Source organism: Sporosarcina sp. E16_8 (assembly GCF_017347095.1).
GTDB lineage: Bacteria > Bacillota > Bacilli > Bacillales_A > Planococcaceae > Sporosarcina.
Genome location: NZ_JADPRZ010000027.1, coordinates 1 through 18,618 on the forward strand (window position 1 = coordinate 1; position 18,618 = coordinate 18,618).

The 18,618-nt window shown below is 40.3% G+C and carries 18 protein-coding genes; 4 read left to right on the plus strand and 14 right to left on the minus strand.

Translation table 11 applies throughout. The annotated features are described in order from the left end of the window. Positions 1 to 93 precede the first annotated feature (93 nt). Complete coding sequence (locus I2484_RS14210) at positions 94 to 252, minus strand: hypothetical protein (RefSeq protein WP_207151702.1); 159 nt, start codon at positions 250 to 252, stop codon at positions 94 to 96. 215 nt (positions 253 to 467) lie between these two features. Here I2484_RS14210 and I2484_RS14215 point away from each other — a divergent pair, with 215 nt between their 5' ends. The 3 genes from I2484_RS14215 to I2484_RS14225 all read left to right on the plus strand — a co-directional run bounded on the left by I2484_RS14215 (position 468) and on the right by I2484_RS14225 (position 3,384). Next, positions 468 to 977, plus strand: a complete 510-nt coding sequence (locus I2484_RS14215) for a ferritin (RefSeq protein WP_207151703.1) — start codon at positions 468 to 470, stop codon at positions 975 to 977. Between the two features lie 508 nt (positions 978 to 1,485). Further along, the gene (locus I2484_RS14220; RefSeq protein ID WP_207151704.1) at positions 1,486 to 1,818 is read left to right on the plus strand and encodes a DUF485 domain-containing protein; all 333 of its coding nucleotides are present in this window, start codon (positions 1,486 to 1,488) and stop codon (positions 1,816 to 1,818) included. Between the two features lie 15 nt (positions 1,819 to 1,833). Beyond that, entirely contained in the window at positions 1,834 to 3,384 is a 1,551-nt protein-coding gene (locus I2484_RS14225; RefSeq protein ID WP_207151705.1) for a sodium:solute symporter family transporter, read from the plus strand. Positions 3,385 to 3,538: 154 nt separating this feature from the next. Here I2484_RS14225 and I2484_RS21555 read toward each other — a convergent pair whose 3' ends face one another. The 10 genes from I2484_RS21555 to argC form a co-directional block, all read right to left on the minus strand. Continuing rightward, on the minus strand, positions 3,539 to 3,667 hold the full coding sequence (locus I2484_RS21555) for a hypothetical protein (protein ID WP_255551433.1): 129 nt from the start codon (positions 3,665 to 3,667) through the stop codon (positions 3,539 to 3,541). Then, a complete protein-coding gene (locus tag I2484_RS14230; RefSeq protein ID WP_346014194.1) occupies positions 3,660 to 3,968 on the minus strand; it encodes a hypothetical protein in 309 nt (102 codons plus the stop codon). Before I2484_RS14230 ends, I2484_RS21555 begins: the two co-directional genes overlap by 8 nt. A 592-nt stretch (positions 3,969 to 4,560) precedes the next feature. After that, positions 4,561 to 4,770 (minus strand): S-layer homology domain-containing protein, encoded by a 210-nt coding sequence (locus tag I2484_RS14235; RefSeq protein WP_207151707.1) that lies wholly within the window; start codon positions 4,768 to 4,770, stop codon positions 4,561 to 4,563. 89 nt (positions 4,771 to 4,859) lie between these two features. After that, the gene (locus I2484_RS14240; protein WP_207151708.1) at positions 4,860 to 6,401 is read right to left on the minus strand and encodes an NlpC/P60 family protein; all 1,542 of its coding nucleotides are present in this window, start codon (positions 6,399 to 6,401) and stop codon (positions 4,860 to 4,862) included. A gap of 173 nt (positions 6,402 to 6,574) precedes the next feature. Continuing rightward, the gene (locus I2484_RS14245) at positions 6,575 to 7,522 is read right to left on the minus strand and encodes a stalk domain-containing protein (RefSeq protein WP_207151709.1); all 948 of its coding nucleotides are present in this window, start codon (positions 7,520 to 7,522) and stop codon (positions 6,575 to 6,577) included. Between the two features lie 137 nt (positions 7,523 to 7,659). Further along, a complete protein-coding gene (locus tag I2484_RS14250; RefSeq protein WP_207151710.1) occupies positions 7,660 to 8,583 on the minus strand; it encodes an Rpn family recombination-promoting nuclease/putative transposase in 924 nt (307 codons plus the stop codon). Between the two features lie 181 nt (positions 8,584 to 8,764). Then, positions 8,765 to 9,916, minus strand: a complete 1,152-nt coding sequence (locus tag I2484_RS14255; protein WP_207151711.1) for an acetylornithine transaminase — start codon at positions 9,914 to 9,916, stop codon at positions 8,765 to 8,767. Next, positions 9,913 to 10,692 carry an acetylglutamate kinase gene (gene argB / locus I2484_RS14260; RefSeq protein ID WP_207151712.1) on the minus strand — a complete coding sequence of 260 codons (780 nt, stop codon included), beginning with the start codon at positions 10,690 to 10,692 and terminating at the stop codon, positions 9,913 to 9,915. Before argB ends, I2484_RS14255 begins: the two co-directional genes overlap by 4 nt. Continuing rightward, positions 10,655 to 11,881, minus strand: a complete 1,227-nt coding sequence (gene argJ / locus I2484_RS14265; RefSeq protein WP_207151713.1) for a bifunctional glutamate N-acetyltransferase/amino-acid acetyltransferase ArgJ — start codon at positions 11,879 to 11,881, stop codon at positions 10,655 to 10,657. The genes argB and argJ overlap by 38 nt, the downstream gene beginning before the upstream one ends. A gap of 15 nt (positions 11,882 to 11,896) precedes the next feature. Further along, a complete protein-coding gene (gene argC, locus I2484_RS14270; protein WP_207151714.1) occupies positions 11,897 to 12,931 on the minus strand; it encodes an N-acetyl-gamma-glutamyl-phosphate reductase in 1,035 nt (344 codons plus the stop codon). A gap of 217 nt (positions 12,932 to 13,148) precedes the next feature. On the opposite strand from argC, the gene I2484_RS14275 reads away from it, so the two are divergent. Further along, a complete protein-coding gene (locus I2484_RS14275; RefSeq protein WP_207151715.1) occupies positions 13,149 to 13,928 on the plus strand; it encodes an enoyl-ACP reductase FabI in 780 nt (259 codons plus the stop codon). Positions 13,929 to 14,315: 387 nt separating this feature from the next. Here I2484_RS14275 and argH read toward each other — a convergent pair whose 3' ends face one another. The 3 genes from argH to I2484_RS14290 form a co-directional block, all read right to left on the minus strand. Beyond that, positions 14,316 to 15,644, minus strand: coding sequence for an argininosuccinate lyase (gene argH / locus I2484_RS14280; protein ID WP_207151716.1), 1,329 nt, complete (start codon positions 15,642 to 15,644; stop codon positions 14,316 to 14,318). Further along, a complete protein-coding gene (locus I2484_RS14285) occupies positions 15,645 to 17,159 on the minus strand; it encodes a Na+/H+ antiporter NhaC family protein (RefSeq protein ID WP_207151739.1) in 1,515 nt (504 codons plus the stop codon). A gap of 150 nt (positions 17,160 to 17,309) precedes the next feature. Then, on the minus strand, positions 17,310 to 18,224 hold the full coding sequence (locus tag I2484_RS14290) for a spore germination protein (RefSeq protein ID WP_346014195.1): 915 nt from the start codon (positions 18,222 to 18,224) through the stop codon (positions 17,310 to 17,312). Positions 18,225 to 18,618 lie beyond the last annotated feature (394 nt).

Genomic DNA, 18,618 nt, shown 5'->3' on the forward strand with positions numbered 1-18,618 from the left:
GTAAACTGGGTCATAGGGAAGGCCTCTTTTCTAGGATTGGTTGTGGTGACTTAATTCTACCAAGAAAAGGTCTTCCTTTTTGCATTTATTCATTTACACAAGATATTTTACACTCTCCGTGGCATTCCACCTATCGCCCTCCTTATCCAATTTTAAATTACGCACTCTACCACTTTTATAATAAGACTCTCCTTTATTAAAAGTAGAAGTTGTAAACATTGTTCTTATTTCGTTAGCATCTAATTTGTTCATACTTTTCCCCTCCGCATATTTTCCGCGTGCTTGCCACTCGTGTTAATCTTTATTATACATTGACCACAGAAATAATCGAAAATTGTTGTCATCTCTTGTCCTCCACATTCCAAATACGACAAATTTCCGTGTTTTTAATCAAAATACGTGATTGATAATACAGATTAGGCTATGATATAGAAAGGATAGCCCTAACACTAAAAGGAGGCAATATGATGATCAGTCAACGACTAGCAGACGCTCTTAATCAGCAAATGAATAATGAGTTCGACGCTGCACAAGCTTATATGGCAATGGCTGCTTATTGCGAGCACAATAATTACGCTGGCTTTGCCAATTATTATCTTCAACAAGCTGAAGAAGAACGTTTTCACGGCATGAAGATTTACAACTATATGAATGACCGCGGGATACAAGCTAAGTTTTCCGCAACGTCAGAACCAAAAATCGATTTTGCTTCAGTATTGGATACATTTGAATCAGGTTTACAACAAGAAAAAGGTGTTACAAAGAACTTTTATGAATTAACGGACCTTGCTTGGGAAGAAAAAGAGCATGCCACGATTTCATTTTTGAGATGGTTCTTGGACGAGCAAGTTGAAGAGGAAGCATCCTTCGATACACATATCGAATACCTGAAACGCATCGGGGAAGATAAAAATGCATTGTATATCTATGAAAAAGAACTAGGACAACGCGACTTCGCGGCAGAATCTGGAGAATGAGTTAGTTCCATATGTTAAAATCCCCCCCATCAAGGAAGATGAGGGGGATTTTTACGTGTTTTTTGACAAATCCACCTATCTTAGACTTCGTACTTTCCTCCGCCAATATGTTGATAGGTTATTAAAAACCCTATGACTTCACCTATATCTCTTATACTACTTGAATAATTAAACAGGATAAGGGAAGCTACCTTACAAAGGATACCCATATTGGATTTTTAGCTAAGACTTTATTTCAATTAAACATAGCCGCTAATTCCCCCAACACTAATACTTCCCTTTTTTATTTCTCGCTATAATAAAATAAGGTTTTAACTATTCAGAAAAATAACTTGTTTGTTGACAGATTATTTGGTAGTGTGAAACTAGTATCCTATTAAGTAATTAACATTTATAACAGATTTAGCGCTATTTTTACGGAATATGAAAACGAATTCATTTGAAATGAGGCTTATTACTTTATTAAACTACCAGTTTTCAACACTTCAGAAAAAAAGGGGATGAAATCGTGGGTAAAAATCCGAAGAAAAAACAAGCGAATGTAACATTGGACTATGAAAAAATTATCAATACACCTGAATTCAAAGAATTAGTCAAACGAAAAAGAAAGTTTTCTACACCGTATATGATTTTCTTTTTTGTTGCCCTATTTACACTACCAATTCTAACAGGCTATACAACAATTCTTGAAAAAAGCGCCATCGGTTCGATGACTTGGACATGGGTGTACTCATTAAGTATGTTCGTAATGGTCTGGGTATTTACATCCATATATATGAACAAAGCGAAGAGTTTCGATTTAGACGTTGAAGAAATTCTTAAAAAACATGTTGTGAAATAAGGGGGGTATTTATAAGTGGATAATTTCATATCAATATTAATTTTCGTTGCAGTAATTGGACTGACACTCGGAATTACATACTGGGCTGCTAAGCAAACAACAACAGCGAGTGATTTTTATACTGCTGGTGGATCATTAACCGGCTGGCAAAACGGAATGGCAATTGCAGGGGATTACCTGTCTGCCGCATCATTCCTAGGAATTGCTGGAGCCATTTCATTAAATGGATTTGACGGATTCTACTATAGTATTGGCTGGCTAACAGCTTATCTGGTCGTTTTATTTCTAATCGCCGAGCCACTTCGTAATCTAGGGAAATTTACGATGGCTGATATGATTGGAGCGCGATTTGGAGCAAGAAAAGTCCGCGGCGCGGCAGCACTAAATACAATTACGATTGTGTTATTTTATATGCTTGCTCAGCTTGTAGGTGCTGGTGCACTTATTAAATTACTTCTTGGAATTGACTATTGGATTTCCGTTCTCATCGTCGGGGTGATGATGACAACCTACGTACTCTTCGGTGGTATGACAGCAACAAGTTGGGTTCAAATTGTCAAAGCAGTTTTGCTTATGATAGGAACCATTATTATTTCGTTCCTCGTACTACTAAAATTCAATTTCAACTTTATCGGCATGTTTGATGCCATGAGAACGGCAACGCCACATGGTGAAGCCTTCCTACATTCCGGCATAATTTACAAAGATCCGATTGGTTTGATATCCGTTCTTATTGCACTCGTTTTAGGTACGGCTGGATTGCCGCATATCTTAATGCGTTTCTTTACGGTAAAAGATGCGAAAACAGCTCGATCTTCTGTAATTTATGCGGTTTGGATTATTGGTATCTTCTACGTTCTAACCATCTTCCTTGGATTTGGGGCAGCTAAATTTGTTGGCGCGGATGCAATAATTGCAGAAAATGCCGCTGGAAACATGGCAGCACCTATGCTTGCTGGTGTCTTAGGTGGGACAGCATTAGAGTCATTCGTTGCAGCTGTTGCATTCGCAACAATCCTTGCCGTTGTTGCTGGACTGGTATTATCAGGGGCTTCTGCAATTGCACATGATATCTACGGAGAAATTATTAAAAAAGGTAAAGTAACAGAGAAACAACAAGTAAGAGCAGCAAGAATCGCTGCAATTGCCGTAGCTGTTTTCTCTATCATTTTGGCACTCGGTGCGGAAAAATTGAATGTCGCCTTCCTTGTTTCTTTGGCATTCTGTATCGCCGCCTCTGCGAATGTGCCGACTATCCTCTTTACAATCTATTGGAAAAAATTTAATACGACAGGTGCAGTTGCTTCAATGTTAACTGGTTTGATTGTCGCGCTAGTCCTTGTTGCATTAAGCCCTAGTGTTATTAATCCTGTGCCGGGAGCAGCGTTCTTCGTTGGGCAACCGATCTTCCCATATTCAAATCCAGCCATCATTTCAGTTCCAGCAGGATTCTTAGCCGCAATTATTGGTACACTCGTTTCATCTAAGAAGTTCGAAGCTGAAGAAGTTTCTTATGCTGAAGTGAAATTTAAAGCGGAAACAGGTTATAGAGAGCCTATGGGTTAATTTCTACTCCTTAACGTGCAGGGCACTCTTGCAATTGAATTATGAATTAAATGAAATAAACGTCGTCAGAATATAACTCAGCTCTAACTAAACACCATAATGAACAGGGCTCATTTTTTCTAATGAGCCCTGTTCATTATGGTTACATTCTTATTTACCCTAAATCCTCCACTACTGTCAAACCACCTAAACTTGTTGAACCGAAAACGAGGAGAAGAAGAAATACGATTAATATCACGGTATTGATAAATTTACTGGCATCAAAACTGGTTGTTTCATCCACGTCCGTTCCTCCTGCCTTTATCCATTCGCCTTTTGATTCCATCGAATACCTCATCTAATGTCAAATCTCCGTTTTTCTCTAAAAAATCAGCCATTTCATCCACTTTGTTATCGTTCAGATGTTTGAATTCTCCCAACAATGTAACGGAAATGATGGGTTTATCTCTATAGAATTGGGCGGATTCGACTTTTAGTTTACCGAGCAAAAGGAGTGATGCTGCTACGATTTCAAGATCTTTCCCTTTTAAGAGATCGCCCAGCGTGTATTTTGAATTTGGATTCTGATTAAAATTATTGTACACGCCTAAACACATCCTTTTTCGGGATAGTGATTCGTACTTTGTGGCCTTATTGTTTATCTTATGTTGAAGACTTTATGTTTGTGTTTGGAATTCATTGGCGCTGGTCTTCATTTCCTTATTACTGAAAACAAAAATGATGAAAAAGGCATCCCGAAGGATACTTTTTCATCATTTTTTCAGTGCGTGTTTTTTCCCCTTATTATCTTCAACGATGATTTCAGTGTCCGTCACAGTTATGTCTTGCGCTTGATATGGTAGAAACCTTTGTACTTTTAATATCAATTGTTTTTTGATTAATTTTAACAAGTTTATTATCCATAATTGTGCACAACCAGCCATCCTGTTCGATCGACGTCCCCTTTTCACCGATATAGGACTTGTTTGCGCCCAGTTTCATGCTGACTTGACTTCAAGGGCACGCGATAGAAATGCGGAGAATTGAGCGCATGTGACTGTATTCGATGGTTTAAATGAGCCATCTGGATAGACGCCTGCAATTCGATTTTTGAAAAATTCGACGTACTCGATACATCTTTAAATTTCACTGTCGGTTTGTCGATCACTTTGATGTCCAATGCTTTCTGTAACATCGCTACCGCTTAGCACGAGTAATTGGATGATTTGGCTTAAACGTCCCATCCAGATAGCCACCGATTATATGCTTGTCATAATGATACAAGACTTCTTTTTCTGCTCCGTGTCCATTCAAATCTAAAAACTGTTCGTGCGCTTCAGCCTTTGATAATGGCAGTATCGACAACATGAGTACTGATGCAACGAGTGTCATGGTGAATTTCTTCAAGTGCAGACCCTCCTTTTTCCGAACTACACCCTATTATTGATTAATTACAGAAAAAAAGATCGCCCATTGATTCAATGCTGGCATTTACTTTATTTTAAATACCTTCTTGAGCCCGCATAGTTTGCTTTGTAAGGGTGTGTATCGATGGATACAATTTCGACGTTTCTGCTTGAATTAGGTGCGTGGATCATTTGACCTTTTCCGATATACATGCCGACGTGATAGACCTTCCCTTTGCCTTGATTGTACGCAAAAAATAGTAAATCGCCTGCTTGCATATTTTTCCTTGCAACAGGTGTACCGTTGACTGCCTGGACGAATGAATCACGTGGAATCATGATGCCATGATTTTTGTATACCGAATGGATAAGACCCGAACAGTCAAAGCCAAAACCTGATATACCTGACCAAACATACGGTAGTCCCAGGAACATCTTGGCACTATTGACGATGTCTTGTTGAGTGGGTTTTGGTATCGCCGCAAAGTTTTTAACGACTTTAGCATCTTGCTTACGCAAATATTTCACACCATTAGCTGGCGTTTGAACATGCAACCAATCGCCTTCTTCCTTAATGACAGGAAGCATTGTTGTGTAGCTGATATCCATGAATTTGTTGGCCTTTTTTGGTTCATTATATAGCGTAGCGATATTTGTATCGACGATTGCTAGTTGGCAATCCGTATAATCAGTCGTTATTTCTGTCACATGGGATTTCGGGACCCATCCTGGATAGCCCGCTTTATTCCTAGGTGTGTATTGGTCCTTGACAGCGATTTCATGCCAGTTGCCGCTACTTTTCAAAATGACGACTTCCTGTCCAAATAAGGCCTGCGTATCCGTTCGACCAACGAGCCATAATTTTTGGCTGACAGACATACTTTTCGTCCACTTTTGGATATCGGTAGGGCTCGAAATAGATGGACGGTCCACTACACGATTATTGTTCGGTGATTTCCATAAGTTTGTCACTTGTACAGTTATAACAGCCGTCTTTTTACTGTCAGACTTATAACAGACAGGCTGTTTTTTAAATTCAGGATTCAGTATTCGTGCGATGAACACACCGAAATTCGCTTTCGTAATGAATGCTGTAGGCTTATATATATTGTTTGGATAACCCGTTGTGATTTCATTGGCGAATAGTGTTTTAATCGAATCCGACGCCCAGTATGCTGGATCGACATCTTTAAAAGCCTGTTCTGATGTTCCCTTCAACTTAAAAGCTTTGACTAAAATCGCTGCCATTTGTCCTCTAGTTAACTTATCGTTCGGCATGAATTCGCCGTTCGCATTACCGTTGACGAAACCTTCATCAGTTATTGTAGCTATGATATCGTATCCTTCGTCCCCCAAAGTGACATCGATGAAATTTGGATCGGGCCGGTCTACCGTTTGGAGACCTAACGCCCTGATAATCATAGCTGAAGCTTCCAGGCGCGTAATTTCTTCATTCACACCAAAACTTTGTGTAGGGTCCGCAAAGATAATACCGCGCTCCACCAAATAATCTAATTCTGCTTTCGCCCCGTACTTATCATCGACATCTTTGAATAAAGGTGCCGCAGAAACATTGCCTAGTGTAGTGAACATAACTAGCAGTGCAGTAAAAAAAGACATAAGTTTTTTCATCAAACGTAAACTCCTTTTCTATTGATAGATTGTATATTAACAGTACAGTAGATTAAACATTCTGTATAGTCATTCTTCATAAATATACATAGCAAAAAGCCTGAAACGTCCGCCCTATTATAGGGCAGTCCCATCGTTTCAAGCTCTCTTTCATATACCATGCTTTTCGGTTATTAGTTTTTGATTAATAGCTCCAGGAAGTCTTCTGAAACGTATGTTTTCATACCTTTCAGTTCAGGTGCTACTTCGAATTTACGGATGCTTTTATTATATCCATACATGTTATCGCCGCGTTTAATTGTGAATGAACTGTTGTCTAGAGTAACAAGTGCTCCTTTAACTTTTGGCTGCGAAAGGACATTATAACCAAGATGCTCAGCAACTTTACGAAGTGGAATCATTTTGACGCCATTTTTCATATAATGGTCGCTAGCGATGATGTCTTGTAAACCTGTTGGTACTTCTGGTTTCACTTCTGGTTCTACTTCAGGCGCTTCTACTGTTGTATTATCCAAAGCTATAATTTTAGTTGGTGGTGTTTGTGGTGGTAAGCCTCTCGTTGTGATTGAGTAAAATACCATCAATTCTTTACCATCCAACTCTTTCAATTCGATTGCTTTACCTTGTTGATTGAAAAGGGGCGTATCCTCCCCGATATTCAATTTTAACTCGCCATCCAAGCTTAAGAATTCTTTGTTAAACTTACTGACTTTCACTTCACCGAAAACTTCTTTATCGCTTACAACGACCATTTCCGGTGTCACTGTTGTCGGATAAATCAGGATCATCGGCTTGTTTTTATCATAATAAGCTGCGATAGTTGCACCCTTTTTCAAGTCTGCTGGTTTTAAAGATTTTGTCGTCCCACTATTGAATAGCAGAGAGTCATCATTGATACGTAAAATTGTAATCAGTTTATCTTCATTTTCAATCGTTACACGGATTCCCGCTTCTTCCTTTTCAATTTCTTGAATGACGCCCGTAGCTTTCATAAAGTTTGTTGTAACTTGTTCTTTTTCGCTAATAGCTTCTGTAACCTTTTCCTGTGCTTGTGCTGAATAGCCACCTACTACGCTTACTGCTAATAGTGCTGCTAATGCGATTGTACCGATTTTTTTCATTCTAATTCTCTCCTCACTTTTCGTTACTCTATGAATTTGACGGAGAGCACTGGTAAAAGTTACATTTATTTTTTTCGGTGCCTAACACGCCCCAAAAAGGTAGCTGGCGCCAATACAATTTAGAAACTCACAGCCATTTAGTGTACATTCGATTCAATAATTCTCATTACGTTATCAAGCGTGATTCCAGTAAGTTCCGCTATTGCAGTCGGAGCTGTTTGCTTCATATGCATATTCAGTACAATTACCCTGTCACGTTCTGCTGTAGCCTCTTCCCTTCCCTTTTCAATTCCTCTTTCTATTCCTCTTTCTATTCCTCTTTCTATTCCTCTTTCCATCGCATCATATTCCCGCTGCATTTGGTCTTTCAACTGGATTTCTCGTGAGATGGCAATTGCGCGGGTTTTGGGATCTTGACTTAAACGTTGAATTTCTTCGAATGCTTCTTTCATTGTCGAGCTTTCCATCGCCAACGCCTCCTTTGTTTGTTTATCCCCTTTTAAAAATAACAACCATTTTTCAAGCGAGTCGGTATCTTGTATGTGCTGAATCCCTATCTTTGTTAATTCAAGCACATGAATCTCGGCATGGTCAGAAAAAACTGTTCCATCTTCCGGATCGATTAACTGAAACATACTATGAAAGTGGGCTTTCCGCAACATTTTAAAATTGGTAATCACAATTTGAATTGCCTTGTTCAATAGGATATAGTCTTTACCACTTTCATCCTGACTTGCATACATTTTTGACCAATACATAAGCATACGTTCGGGAAATGCTTGATGACCTCTTACCTGTATTTCTACATTAATCTGTTCACCTTGATCTGTCATAACCCGAATGTCCATCACCGACATCTTATCGGCTGAATGAGTGAGTTCGAGATTGGGATCTGTCAATATTACTGAAGAAATAGTACCCCCTAAAATAGCATTTAAAAAATCTAACAGCAATTTATTATTCCGTCTATCACCAAAAAAACTTCTAAAGACAACATCATTGCGCATATCCAACAAGTCAACAGCATAGACATCGCCACGTTCACGAATAAGAGAAACCACACACTCACTTCCATTCGCTTTTCCTCATTATAAAACAAACGTTCTCATTACTCAAACATTTTAACTGAATATTACAACACGAAACAAAAAGACCCGCCATTTTTAGCAGATCCGTTTGTATTACCCTCGGACAGAGGTCGATTGAATAGTGCTTCACTGAACACCTTAATTCAAAGGCCCATTACATGATTACAACTTTTTTGGTGAGTAGAACGGCAGTAAGAATAACCACAGCTTGGTCGATTTCTTCATATGTAACAGTTAATGGTGGTAATAGTCGTATGACATTGGCTCCTGCTTGAACTAACAGCAAACCTGCTTGTTCCGCTTGTTGAATAAATGGTAGAATCTCCTCTTCGCATTCAATCCCCAGCAACAGGCCCGCTCCGCGAATAGTGAATTGGTCTTGCGGCAATAATGTCTGCAGTTTTTCAATCAAGTAAGTCGATTTATCTTCAACTTCTTGCAAGAACTTTTTCTTAAATACAATATCAACAACTTTTTGTGCGACTGCAACAGCTAACGGGTTGCCCCCGAATGTCGTACCATGAGTACCCGGTCCGAATGAAGGAAAAAGCTCACTTGATCCGAGCATAGCACCAATCGGGAAGCCTCCACCTAATCCTTTAGCGAGTGTAATGATATCTGGCTCAAGGTTTGTCTGCTCATAGGCATAACGCGTTCCCGTACGTCCAATGCCTGTTTGAACTTCATCGACAATGAGTAAAATCCCTTTTGACTTACAGATAGCTGTTATTTTTTGTGCAAAGTTTGAGTCAATTTGGTGGACGCCGCCCTCTCCTTGAATGACTTCTAGCATAATTGCAGCTACATCACCGTCAATCGCAGCTTCCAATTGTTGTTCGTCATTGTAGGGGATGATACGAAATGTTTCCAGCAGTGGCCCAAACCCTTCGCGAACCTTGGCTTGCCCAGTCGCAGACATGGCGCCAAATGTCCGTCCATGAAAGGATTGTTCAAATGTAATGATGACATTTTTCTGTGTATGTTTTCGTGCTAATTTAATTGCTGCCTCATTTGCTTCAGCACCACTGTTACAAAAAAAGGCGTGGCTGAAAGGCGTTTCTTCCACAAGCTTTGCAGCTAACAGTTCCTGCTCCGGACTTTCAAATAAGTTTGAGACATGCCATAGTTTTTCACTTTGCTGTTTGACTGCTTCAACGAGCGCTGGATGTGCATGACCAAGACTGACGACCGCAATACCACTTATGAAGTCTAGGTACTCTTTTCCCTTGTCATCCGTCACGATCGTACCACGCCCTTTTACCAGATGGACTGAACGACGTGCGTAATTTTGAAATAGCGTAGTCAAATGAAGACCTCCCTGTATTTAACTGTAGTTCCTTCTAATTGCTGTCCGACAATTTGGACTGACGGAATGCCAGCACCTAAACAGTCGAGTGCGGCTTTGACTTTTGGCAACATGCCTCCGTAAATTTCACCTGTTTCAATCCACTGGACAATTTCTATTGGTGAAGCCGTTTGTTGAACACTTCCTTCTATTTGAATGCCCGGAGTATCCGTCACAAGAAGTAGGCTGTCTGCATGGATCGCCAGGGCAATCTTACTTGCAACTGTATCCGCATTGATGTTAAGGGGTGCTCCATCTTCTGTTGCACCGATACACGAAATAACTGGTACAAGTCCATCTTCAAGAAGTAATTCTACTAATTCGGTGCGGACGCCCTGGATTTCTCCAACGGAGCCGTACAGTTTTTCATCCAACAGCGTGCAGGTAAGCAATTGCCCGTCATATCCGCTAAGGCCTATCGCATTGATGCCACCTTTATTTAATTGATGGACGAGGGCTGGATTCACTTGACCTATTAATGTCGATTGAACAATCCCCACCGCAGCTTTCGAAGTCACCCGAATACCGTTCACTACGCTCGATGACACGTTGTTTCTAGCAAGTTCTTTATTAATAAAAGGTCCACCTCCATGAACAAGTACTACATCATGACCGGTTTCTTTCAGTTGTATGACATTCGTGAAAAAACCTTCATTCAGCCCTTCTAGCATACTTCCACCAAGCTTAATAACCATTCGTTTACGAGCGATATGTTGCGTTGATTTGGACATAGTCATATGTTAAATCGCACCCCCACGCTACTCCCTGACCATTTCCCTGATGAAGATCGACAGTGATTTTCACTTCTGGTTGTTTCAAATAAATCAACAGCTCCGCTTCCGAAAATGGGACAGGCTCCCCGTTTTCAACAACAATTGTTGTTCCAATCTTTATCTTGATGGCATCCGGATCCAATGTAGCCCCACTATAACCGACAGCAGCGATAATTCTTCCCCAGTTGGCGTCACAGCCAAAGATAGCTGTTTTTACAAGTGGTGAACCAACCACTGTTTTGGCAATCTTACGTGCTTCGACATCCGTAATCGCTCCTGATACTTCAACTTCAATAAGCTTCGTCGCGCCTTCCCCGTCTTTCGCAATCATTTTCGCAAGGTCTTGAGAAACAGCGTGTAATGCTTCCGTGAATTGTTCCCAGTCCGGATGTGCCGGTGTCAACGAATTATTGCCTGCCATCCCGTTTGCCATTACAAGCACCATATCATTTGTAGATGTATCACCATCCACCGTAATCGAGTTAAACGTCAAATCTGTCACTGTTTTGAGAGCAGCTTGCAGATGAATTGATTCGATTTTTGCATCTGTTGTTATGAAACCGAGCATTGTTGCCATATTCGGATCAATCATTCCCGATCCCTTTGCAGTTCCAGCGATAGTGATTTTTTTGCCATCAATCACCGTGCTGTATGCTGTATTTTTTGTTACGGTATCTGTTGTTAAAATGGCTTGAGAAAATAGAATCGAACCTTCTAATTCAGAACATGGTTCAAGTTTCTGAATGCCCTTAACAATTGGATCCATTTTCATCATTTCTCCAATAATCCCAGTCGATGCGACACCGACCAAATCAGGTGCAATCCCAAGTTTTTCAGCCGCTTTTAGTTGCATAAGGCGTGCATCTTTCAATCCTTGCTTCCCTGTACAAGCATTTGCATTTCCCGAATTAACAATGATTGCCTGCATTTTCCCCGTCTGGTGCATTGCTTCTTTTGTGACAATTAGTGGCGCAGCCTGAATTGCATTCGTTGTAAACACACCTGCAACATTTGCTGGTACTTCACTAACGAGAAGTGCCAAATCATTTTTCTTATGTTTAATCCCACAATGCATTCCTGTAGCTTTGAAACCAATTGGGGACGCGATGTTATTTCCCGATACACGCTTCAGAGCTAAAACTGTTGTCGTCATAATACTCCCCCTAAGTTAGATGAATGCCGGGACAAGTGATAGGCCGGTTATTTCCTCGAAACCACATTGTACGTTCATATTTTGAATGGCTTGCCCTGCTGCCCCTTTGACTAAGTTGTCAATGACAGAAACGATTGTTGCCCGATTCGTTCGCGGGTCAACTTTTACGAGTAAATCACAATAGTTTGAGCCGTATACTTGATTGGTACCGAACTTATCTTTTTCCTGCATAACACGGACAAATGGATGATTAGCATATGTTTCTTTCAGACAATCAATGAGGTGAGCTTCCGACACCCCATCCACTACTGGTGCATAACTTGTCGCTAGAATTCCTCTTGTCATAGGCACGAGATGCGTACTAAATGTGATAGGTGGAATTTCTTTTGCAAAGTTTGCAAAGGCTTGCTCAATTTCTGGAATATGCTGATGCTGATTTAATTTATAGATGGCTATATTTTCATTCGTTTCGCTGAAATGTGTCATTTGACTTGGCTGATTGCCAGCACCAGATACGCCGCTTTTTGCATCGATAATTAACTGGCTCGCATCGATTGCATTTTCTTTCAATAATGGTAATAACGACAACAGAACCGCCGTTGGGTAACAACCTGGATTGGCAATTAACTGCGCTTGCCGGATTGCATCATAATTCCATTCAGTCAATCCGTATACACTCTGCTCAACAGCTAAAGCCGGTGCAGGTTCTTTTTTATACCACTGTTTATATAGAGACAGATCTTTTAAACGGAAATCTCCTGACAAATCGATAAGCTTTGGTCCTTTTCCGATTAACGGCGGAAGCAATGTACTCGCTACGCCAGCAGGAGCACTTGAAAATACGACATCGAATTCTGCTAATCTTTCTAGCTCTATTTTTTGAAGTGGCTGTTCGACTATATTCATAAGATGTGAATACTTATGCGAGAACACTGTTCCCTCTTCGGAAGATGTGAATAATTCAATTTGCTCTACTTCTGGGTGGTTGTGCAGTAGCCGGATGAGCTCAAGTCCACCGTATCCTGATGCGCCAATGATTCCTACTTTCATTACAATCACCCCTGTTTATAAGTTACCCTTAGTATATGTATGCATAATTATAAAGTCAACTGTATTTTTACTTATTTTCAAACTATGTGTTTTTGAATACGTTTTCATTTATATGTAATGGCTATTCACAACTTCTGAACAAATGTGCTATAATTCCTTTAGCATCTGGTACTAATAATAGGTATATACAATTTCATTACCTACTCAGGAGGTTACTATGGAGGATTTACTTAAAATTAAAGGTAAAAACATTGTTGTAATGGGCGTTGCAAATGAACGAAGTATTGCTTGGGGCGTCGCAAAAACACTTTTTGCAGTCGGTGCAAATGTTATTTTCACATACAGGAAAGAACGTTCACTCGCTAAACTTGAGAAGTTGTTAAGCACGGCCGGTTTTGAAGCAAAATTGATTGTGCAATGTGATGTAAATGAAGATGAAAGTATCCATAATGCATTCGGGGCAATTGGCGCTGCAGTGGGTACAATTCACGGAGTTGTCCATTCACTTGCTTTTGCGCATGCAGAAGATCTGAAAAACGACTTCGTTGAGACTACGAGAAGTGGCTACGCATTTGCGCAGGATACAAGTTCTTATTCGCTTATTGCAACTGCTAGAGAAGCCCGTCCATTCATGACAGACGGCGGTTCGATCGTAACAATGAGTTATTTAGGCGCGCAACGTGTGCTTGATGGCTATAACGTGATGGGTGTTGCAAAAGCGGCGCTTGAAGCATCTGTGAAATACTTGGCGTTTGATTTGGGGAAAGAAAATATCCGTGTCAACGCGATCTCAGCTGGTGCGATTCGTACACTGTCTGCAAAAGGCATAGCTTCCTTCAATACGATTTTGGCTCAAATTGAAGAAAATGCTCCATTAAGACGCAACGTAACACAAGAAGAAGTAGCGGACATGACACTTGTTACGTTGAGCAATCTATCACGCGGCGTAACTGGTGAAATTATTTATGTAGATGCTGGCTATAATATAATGGGTTGAGAAAAGTGTAATGCGCCTTTTAGCCCCGACAAGCGCTGGAAGGCTTGAAGATAAAGGAAGTCTTTGCCTTTTCGGCAAGACTGAAGCGACTCGAGGGGCTGGCGCTTGGAGCCTAGACACTGTTCCGTATCAGAAAACCTTTACTTTCTAATCTTATGAACAAAAACAGCTTGAAAGGATAAATTTGTCCTTTCAAGCTGTTTTTTTGTTAGGAGGTGGAGATCGTTAGCATTTATACCGGCTAACGAGCATATAACACGACAACCAATCATATAACACGACAACCGATCATATAACACGATAACCAATCATATATCACGACTACCGATCATATAACACCACTAAACAGTAAAAAAAGGACTGTCCTCAATCAGACAGCCCCTCCCTTTATTTCCCCACTTGTTTCATCAAGTGCTTATTCCCTTTTGTAATGATATTTTCATAATCAATATAATCATATATATCATCCGTAATTTGCTCGCTAAACTTAGCCAACTCTTCAACCGTCAAATCTTCAATTGCTTTCTTTTGCTGTTCACAGTATATGATCAGTTTGCCAACGATTTCGTGCGCATCACGAAATGCTGTCCCTTTTCCTACTAAATAATCGGCAACTTCTGTTGCGTTGAGGAAGCCTGCTTTGATCGCTGCTTTCATATTATCCGCATTGACATGCAGCGTATCAATCATTTTTGACATGATTTCGAGACAGTCCATCACGGTATCAAGTGCATCGAAAAATTGTTCTTTATCTTCCTGCATGTCTTTATTATAAGTAAGAGGCAGACCTTTCAACGTCGTCAACAACGAAAAGAGTGAGCCGTAGACGCGTCCCGTTTTCCCACGAATTAATTCCGCAGCATCAGGATTTTTCTTTTGCGGCATAATGCTACTTCCCGTTGAATAAGCATCTGCCATATCAATGAATTTGAATTCTTGGCTGCTCCATAAAATAAGTTCTTCACTCAATCGGCTCAAATGCATCATAACAATTGAGAAATCCGACATCAATTCAAGTAAATAATCGCGATCACTAACGCCATCTAGGAAATTATCCACAGGTTTTGCAAAACCTAATAACGCAGTCGTTACGTCACGGTCGATGTTATGCGTTGTACCTGCAAGCGCTCCGCAGCCTAATGGGTTTTCATCCAAAATTTCAATTGCATTGCCTACACGCTTTTTATCCCTTTTGAACATTTGAGCATAAGCCCCTAAATGATGACTGAACGTTACGACTTGCGCACGTTGCAAATGTGTATAACCAGGCATGATTACGTTGTTGGCCGCCCCTTTAGTATTCAGTGAATCGATAAGCATTTGAAGGCTGTCCATCACTTGCGCCGCCTTGCCTTTTGCATACAAGCGCATGTCTACAGCGACTTGATCATTTCTGCTGCGTGCTGTATGTAGTTTCTTTCCTGTATCTCCAATGCGCTCAGTCAAATGCATTTCTACGAAAGAGTGGATATCCTCGTAATTGCCTTCAATTTTTATCGCACCCGTCTCAATATCATTCAAAATGGTTTCGAGCCCGCCTACAAGCAGTTCGCCTTCTTCTGGTGTCAATAAATCACAGTGTACCAGCATCGTAACATGCGCTAAGCTTCCTGCAATATCCTCTTTATACAATCTATGATCCACAGGTAATGATGTATTAAATTGCTCCATTATTTCATCTGCACGACTTGTAAAACGTCCGCCCCAAAGTTTCATTTATACGTCCACTCCTTTTTTGTAGTTTCTAGCATTCAGTTTCGATAATATGATCACTGCCAAGAAAAGAAGAACAACTGTCAAAATCAACGTCAGTGCACTGCCTGTAATACCTGCAACGATAAATCCGACTAACGCAATCGCTCCGTTAAGAAGGGCATATGGAAATTGTGTTTTCACGTGATCTATATGATCGGCTCCCGCCCCTGTCGATGATAAAATCGTTGTATCTGAAATCGGTGAACAATGATCTCCGAATATTCCTCCTGACAGGACTGCTCCTATACAGACTAACAGATGCGCATCGAGTGCGACAGCCATCGGTATAGCAATAGGAAGCATGATGGCGAACGTCCCCCAAGATGTCCCTGACGCGAGTGCCATTCCAGCGCCGACGAGGAATAGAATGGCTGGGATGATGAAAGCAGGTACATTTCCTTGCATCACTTCAACAATATAGTTTGCAGTTCCCATTTCATTGATTACTTTACCTAATGACCACGCTAAGACAAGAGTGACCGCAACATACACCATTTTTTGCATACCCGATGTGTAAATTGTGAAAATCTCATTAAACTTTTTAACTTTGTAGACTAGCATTAAAATGACAATCGTAATTGCTGCAAACAGATAGGCTGTCGATAAAGCAACCCTAAAATCATTGCCAGGTACCGGCTTGATTGGGAATCCGAACGAAACCAAAAGTCCGAATAACGTAATAAACAACACCGCTAAAGGAAGCAGTATTAAATTTGCATGACTCCCCTTGGTCATGTCTTCGCCTTCCTCCGCTTTCCGTAGAGGTGTTGACGTTGGCCAATAAAGAGCCCCTGTCTGCTGTATCCTTCTTTCCGCCTTTGCCATAGGACCGAAATCCAGTTTTGTTATGGCCATAAGTGGCACCATCGTAACAGCTAAAATGGCATAAAACTGAAATGGAATGACCTGTACTAACGTGCTGAACTCGGATGTCTTGATGCCCAATAAATCAAATTCATTTTTAATGAGCCCCATTATGTATACACCCCATCCGATGAACGGGATTAAAACCGCCACTGGTGATGATGTTGAGTCAATTATCCAAGCGAGTTTTTCTCTGGAAATTTTCGCTTTATCAAAAATATTATCAAACACTGGACCCACGATAAGAGGTGTTCCAATATCAGAGAAAAAGATGAGTACTCCGCCAAACCAAGCAGCCAGTTGCGCTTTCACACGTGTGTTAATGAACTTCGTTGCTTTTTCCGCAAGAGCTGCACCACCACCCGACTTCTCCATAAGCGCAACAAATCCACCTATGAAAAACAGTAAAACCAATACAGCAGCATTATAGCTATCTGCCACTTGCGGAAACAAATAATTTCCGATTGTCTCCATTGTCGCTTCAAGCGGACGACCGCCGACCAGAAGCAAAACACCAAAGTATGTACCAGAAAATAGCGAAATGATGACGTTTTTCGTTACTACAGCCAATATGACCGCAAGTATTGGCGGTAGCAATGATACAATACCCATGTGTTCCAATAAAATCCCCACTTCCATTCACCTTTATGTATAAATATAAATTATATTGTATAATTAATCGATTAGCAAGGACTATTAATTGGTAGATGACAATTGTAATCTTCGTTCCATTTACACGGTTCAAAAAAGCGCATCCCATCGTTACATTCCTGCTGCCACTATAAAAATATAGCGAATCGAACAACTCGCGTTACTCATTACAAAACTTTTTGATAAAAAGGATAACAGCGCTGAAATCGCGACAAAAACGATAAGTACATTACTCACGAGACTTGCTTCAACTGCAGCTGTTCCAACGACAATCCCGCCAACAATCCCTATCGTTTGTCCAATTTCCGTCGGCATTCGTATGCCGGCTTCTCTTAATATCTCAATAACAAGTTCCATAAATAACACTTCATGGACAGGTGAAAAAGGTACCCTGCCCCTGGACTCTTGTAAATTTAGTAGAACATTAAAAGGCAACATTTCTGGATGATGGGTTAGCACTGAAATATACGTAGGTGTCAATACTATCGTCAAGAAAAAACCGGAAAAACGTAGAGAACGAAGAAGTAAAGCTGTCGTCCACCGATTATATAAGTCTTCAGGAGAGATGAATAGTTCAAAAAATGAAATTGGACAAATCAATACTGCTTGACTATTATTCATTAAAATAGCGACTCGCCCATCTAGCAAGTAAGTTACTGCAGCATCAGGTCTAACCGTTGAAAGGTATTGTGGGAATGGCGAAAGTGGATGGTCATCCATTAGTTGTTTTAATACTGAGATATCATTAAAGCCCGGATGATTAATTTCAGCTATTTTTTTTAATACTTTAATCAAATTTTCCTTATTCACAATATCCTCCATATAAACTACAGAAATTTCAGTATTTGTCTCAGTTCCTATAGTGTGGTTCTCACTTTTCAGCCCAGTATTTTGAAGTCTTCTTTTTATTTGCGATATGTTTGTTTGTAATGACTCAGTGAAGGAATCTCGCGGACCAATGGCACTGGATTCGGTATCTGTTCCAATAATTGAACTCATAGGAGGGCTATATGTATGAACTGTTATGAAAAGATTTTTTCATGAAAATAGACTATCGTATTTCCTTCAGTGATTGAGGATAAAATACCAGATAGGCTGACTTTTCTCTGGTATATCAGCCGATTTTAGCAAGTCTTCCTTTTGATCTAACAAGGGAGTGATAACAGTTCTACGCAAAGTGAGTTTTTCGATAAGAGAGCTAAAATAAATAATTGTCACAAGCTCATCGGATGTCTGGTTATCTTTAAATACGGCATCACTTATTCCGGCTAATTCTATCTTAATTGCGGCAATTGTAATGAGAACTTTGTCATCTGAGTGTATGTTACTTTATTATTACTAGACATACCACTATCCGAAAAATCCATCTCTATCACCTTCTTTTTCGTTTACTATTCTTACTCAATATTTCCTAAATCGC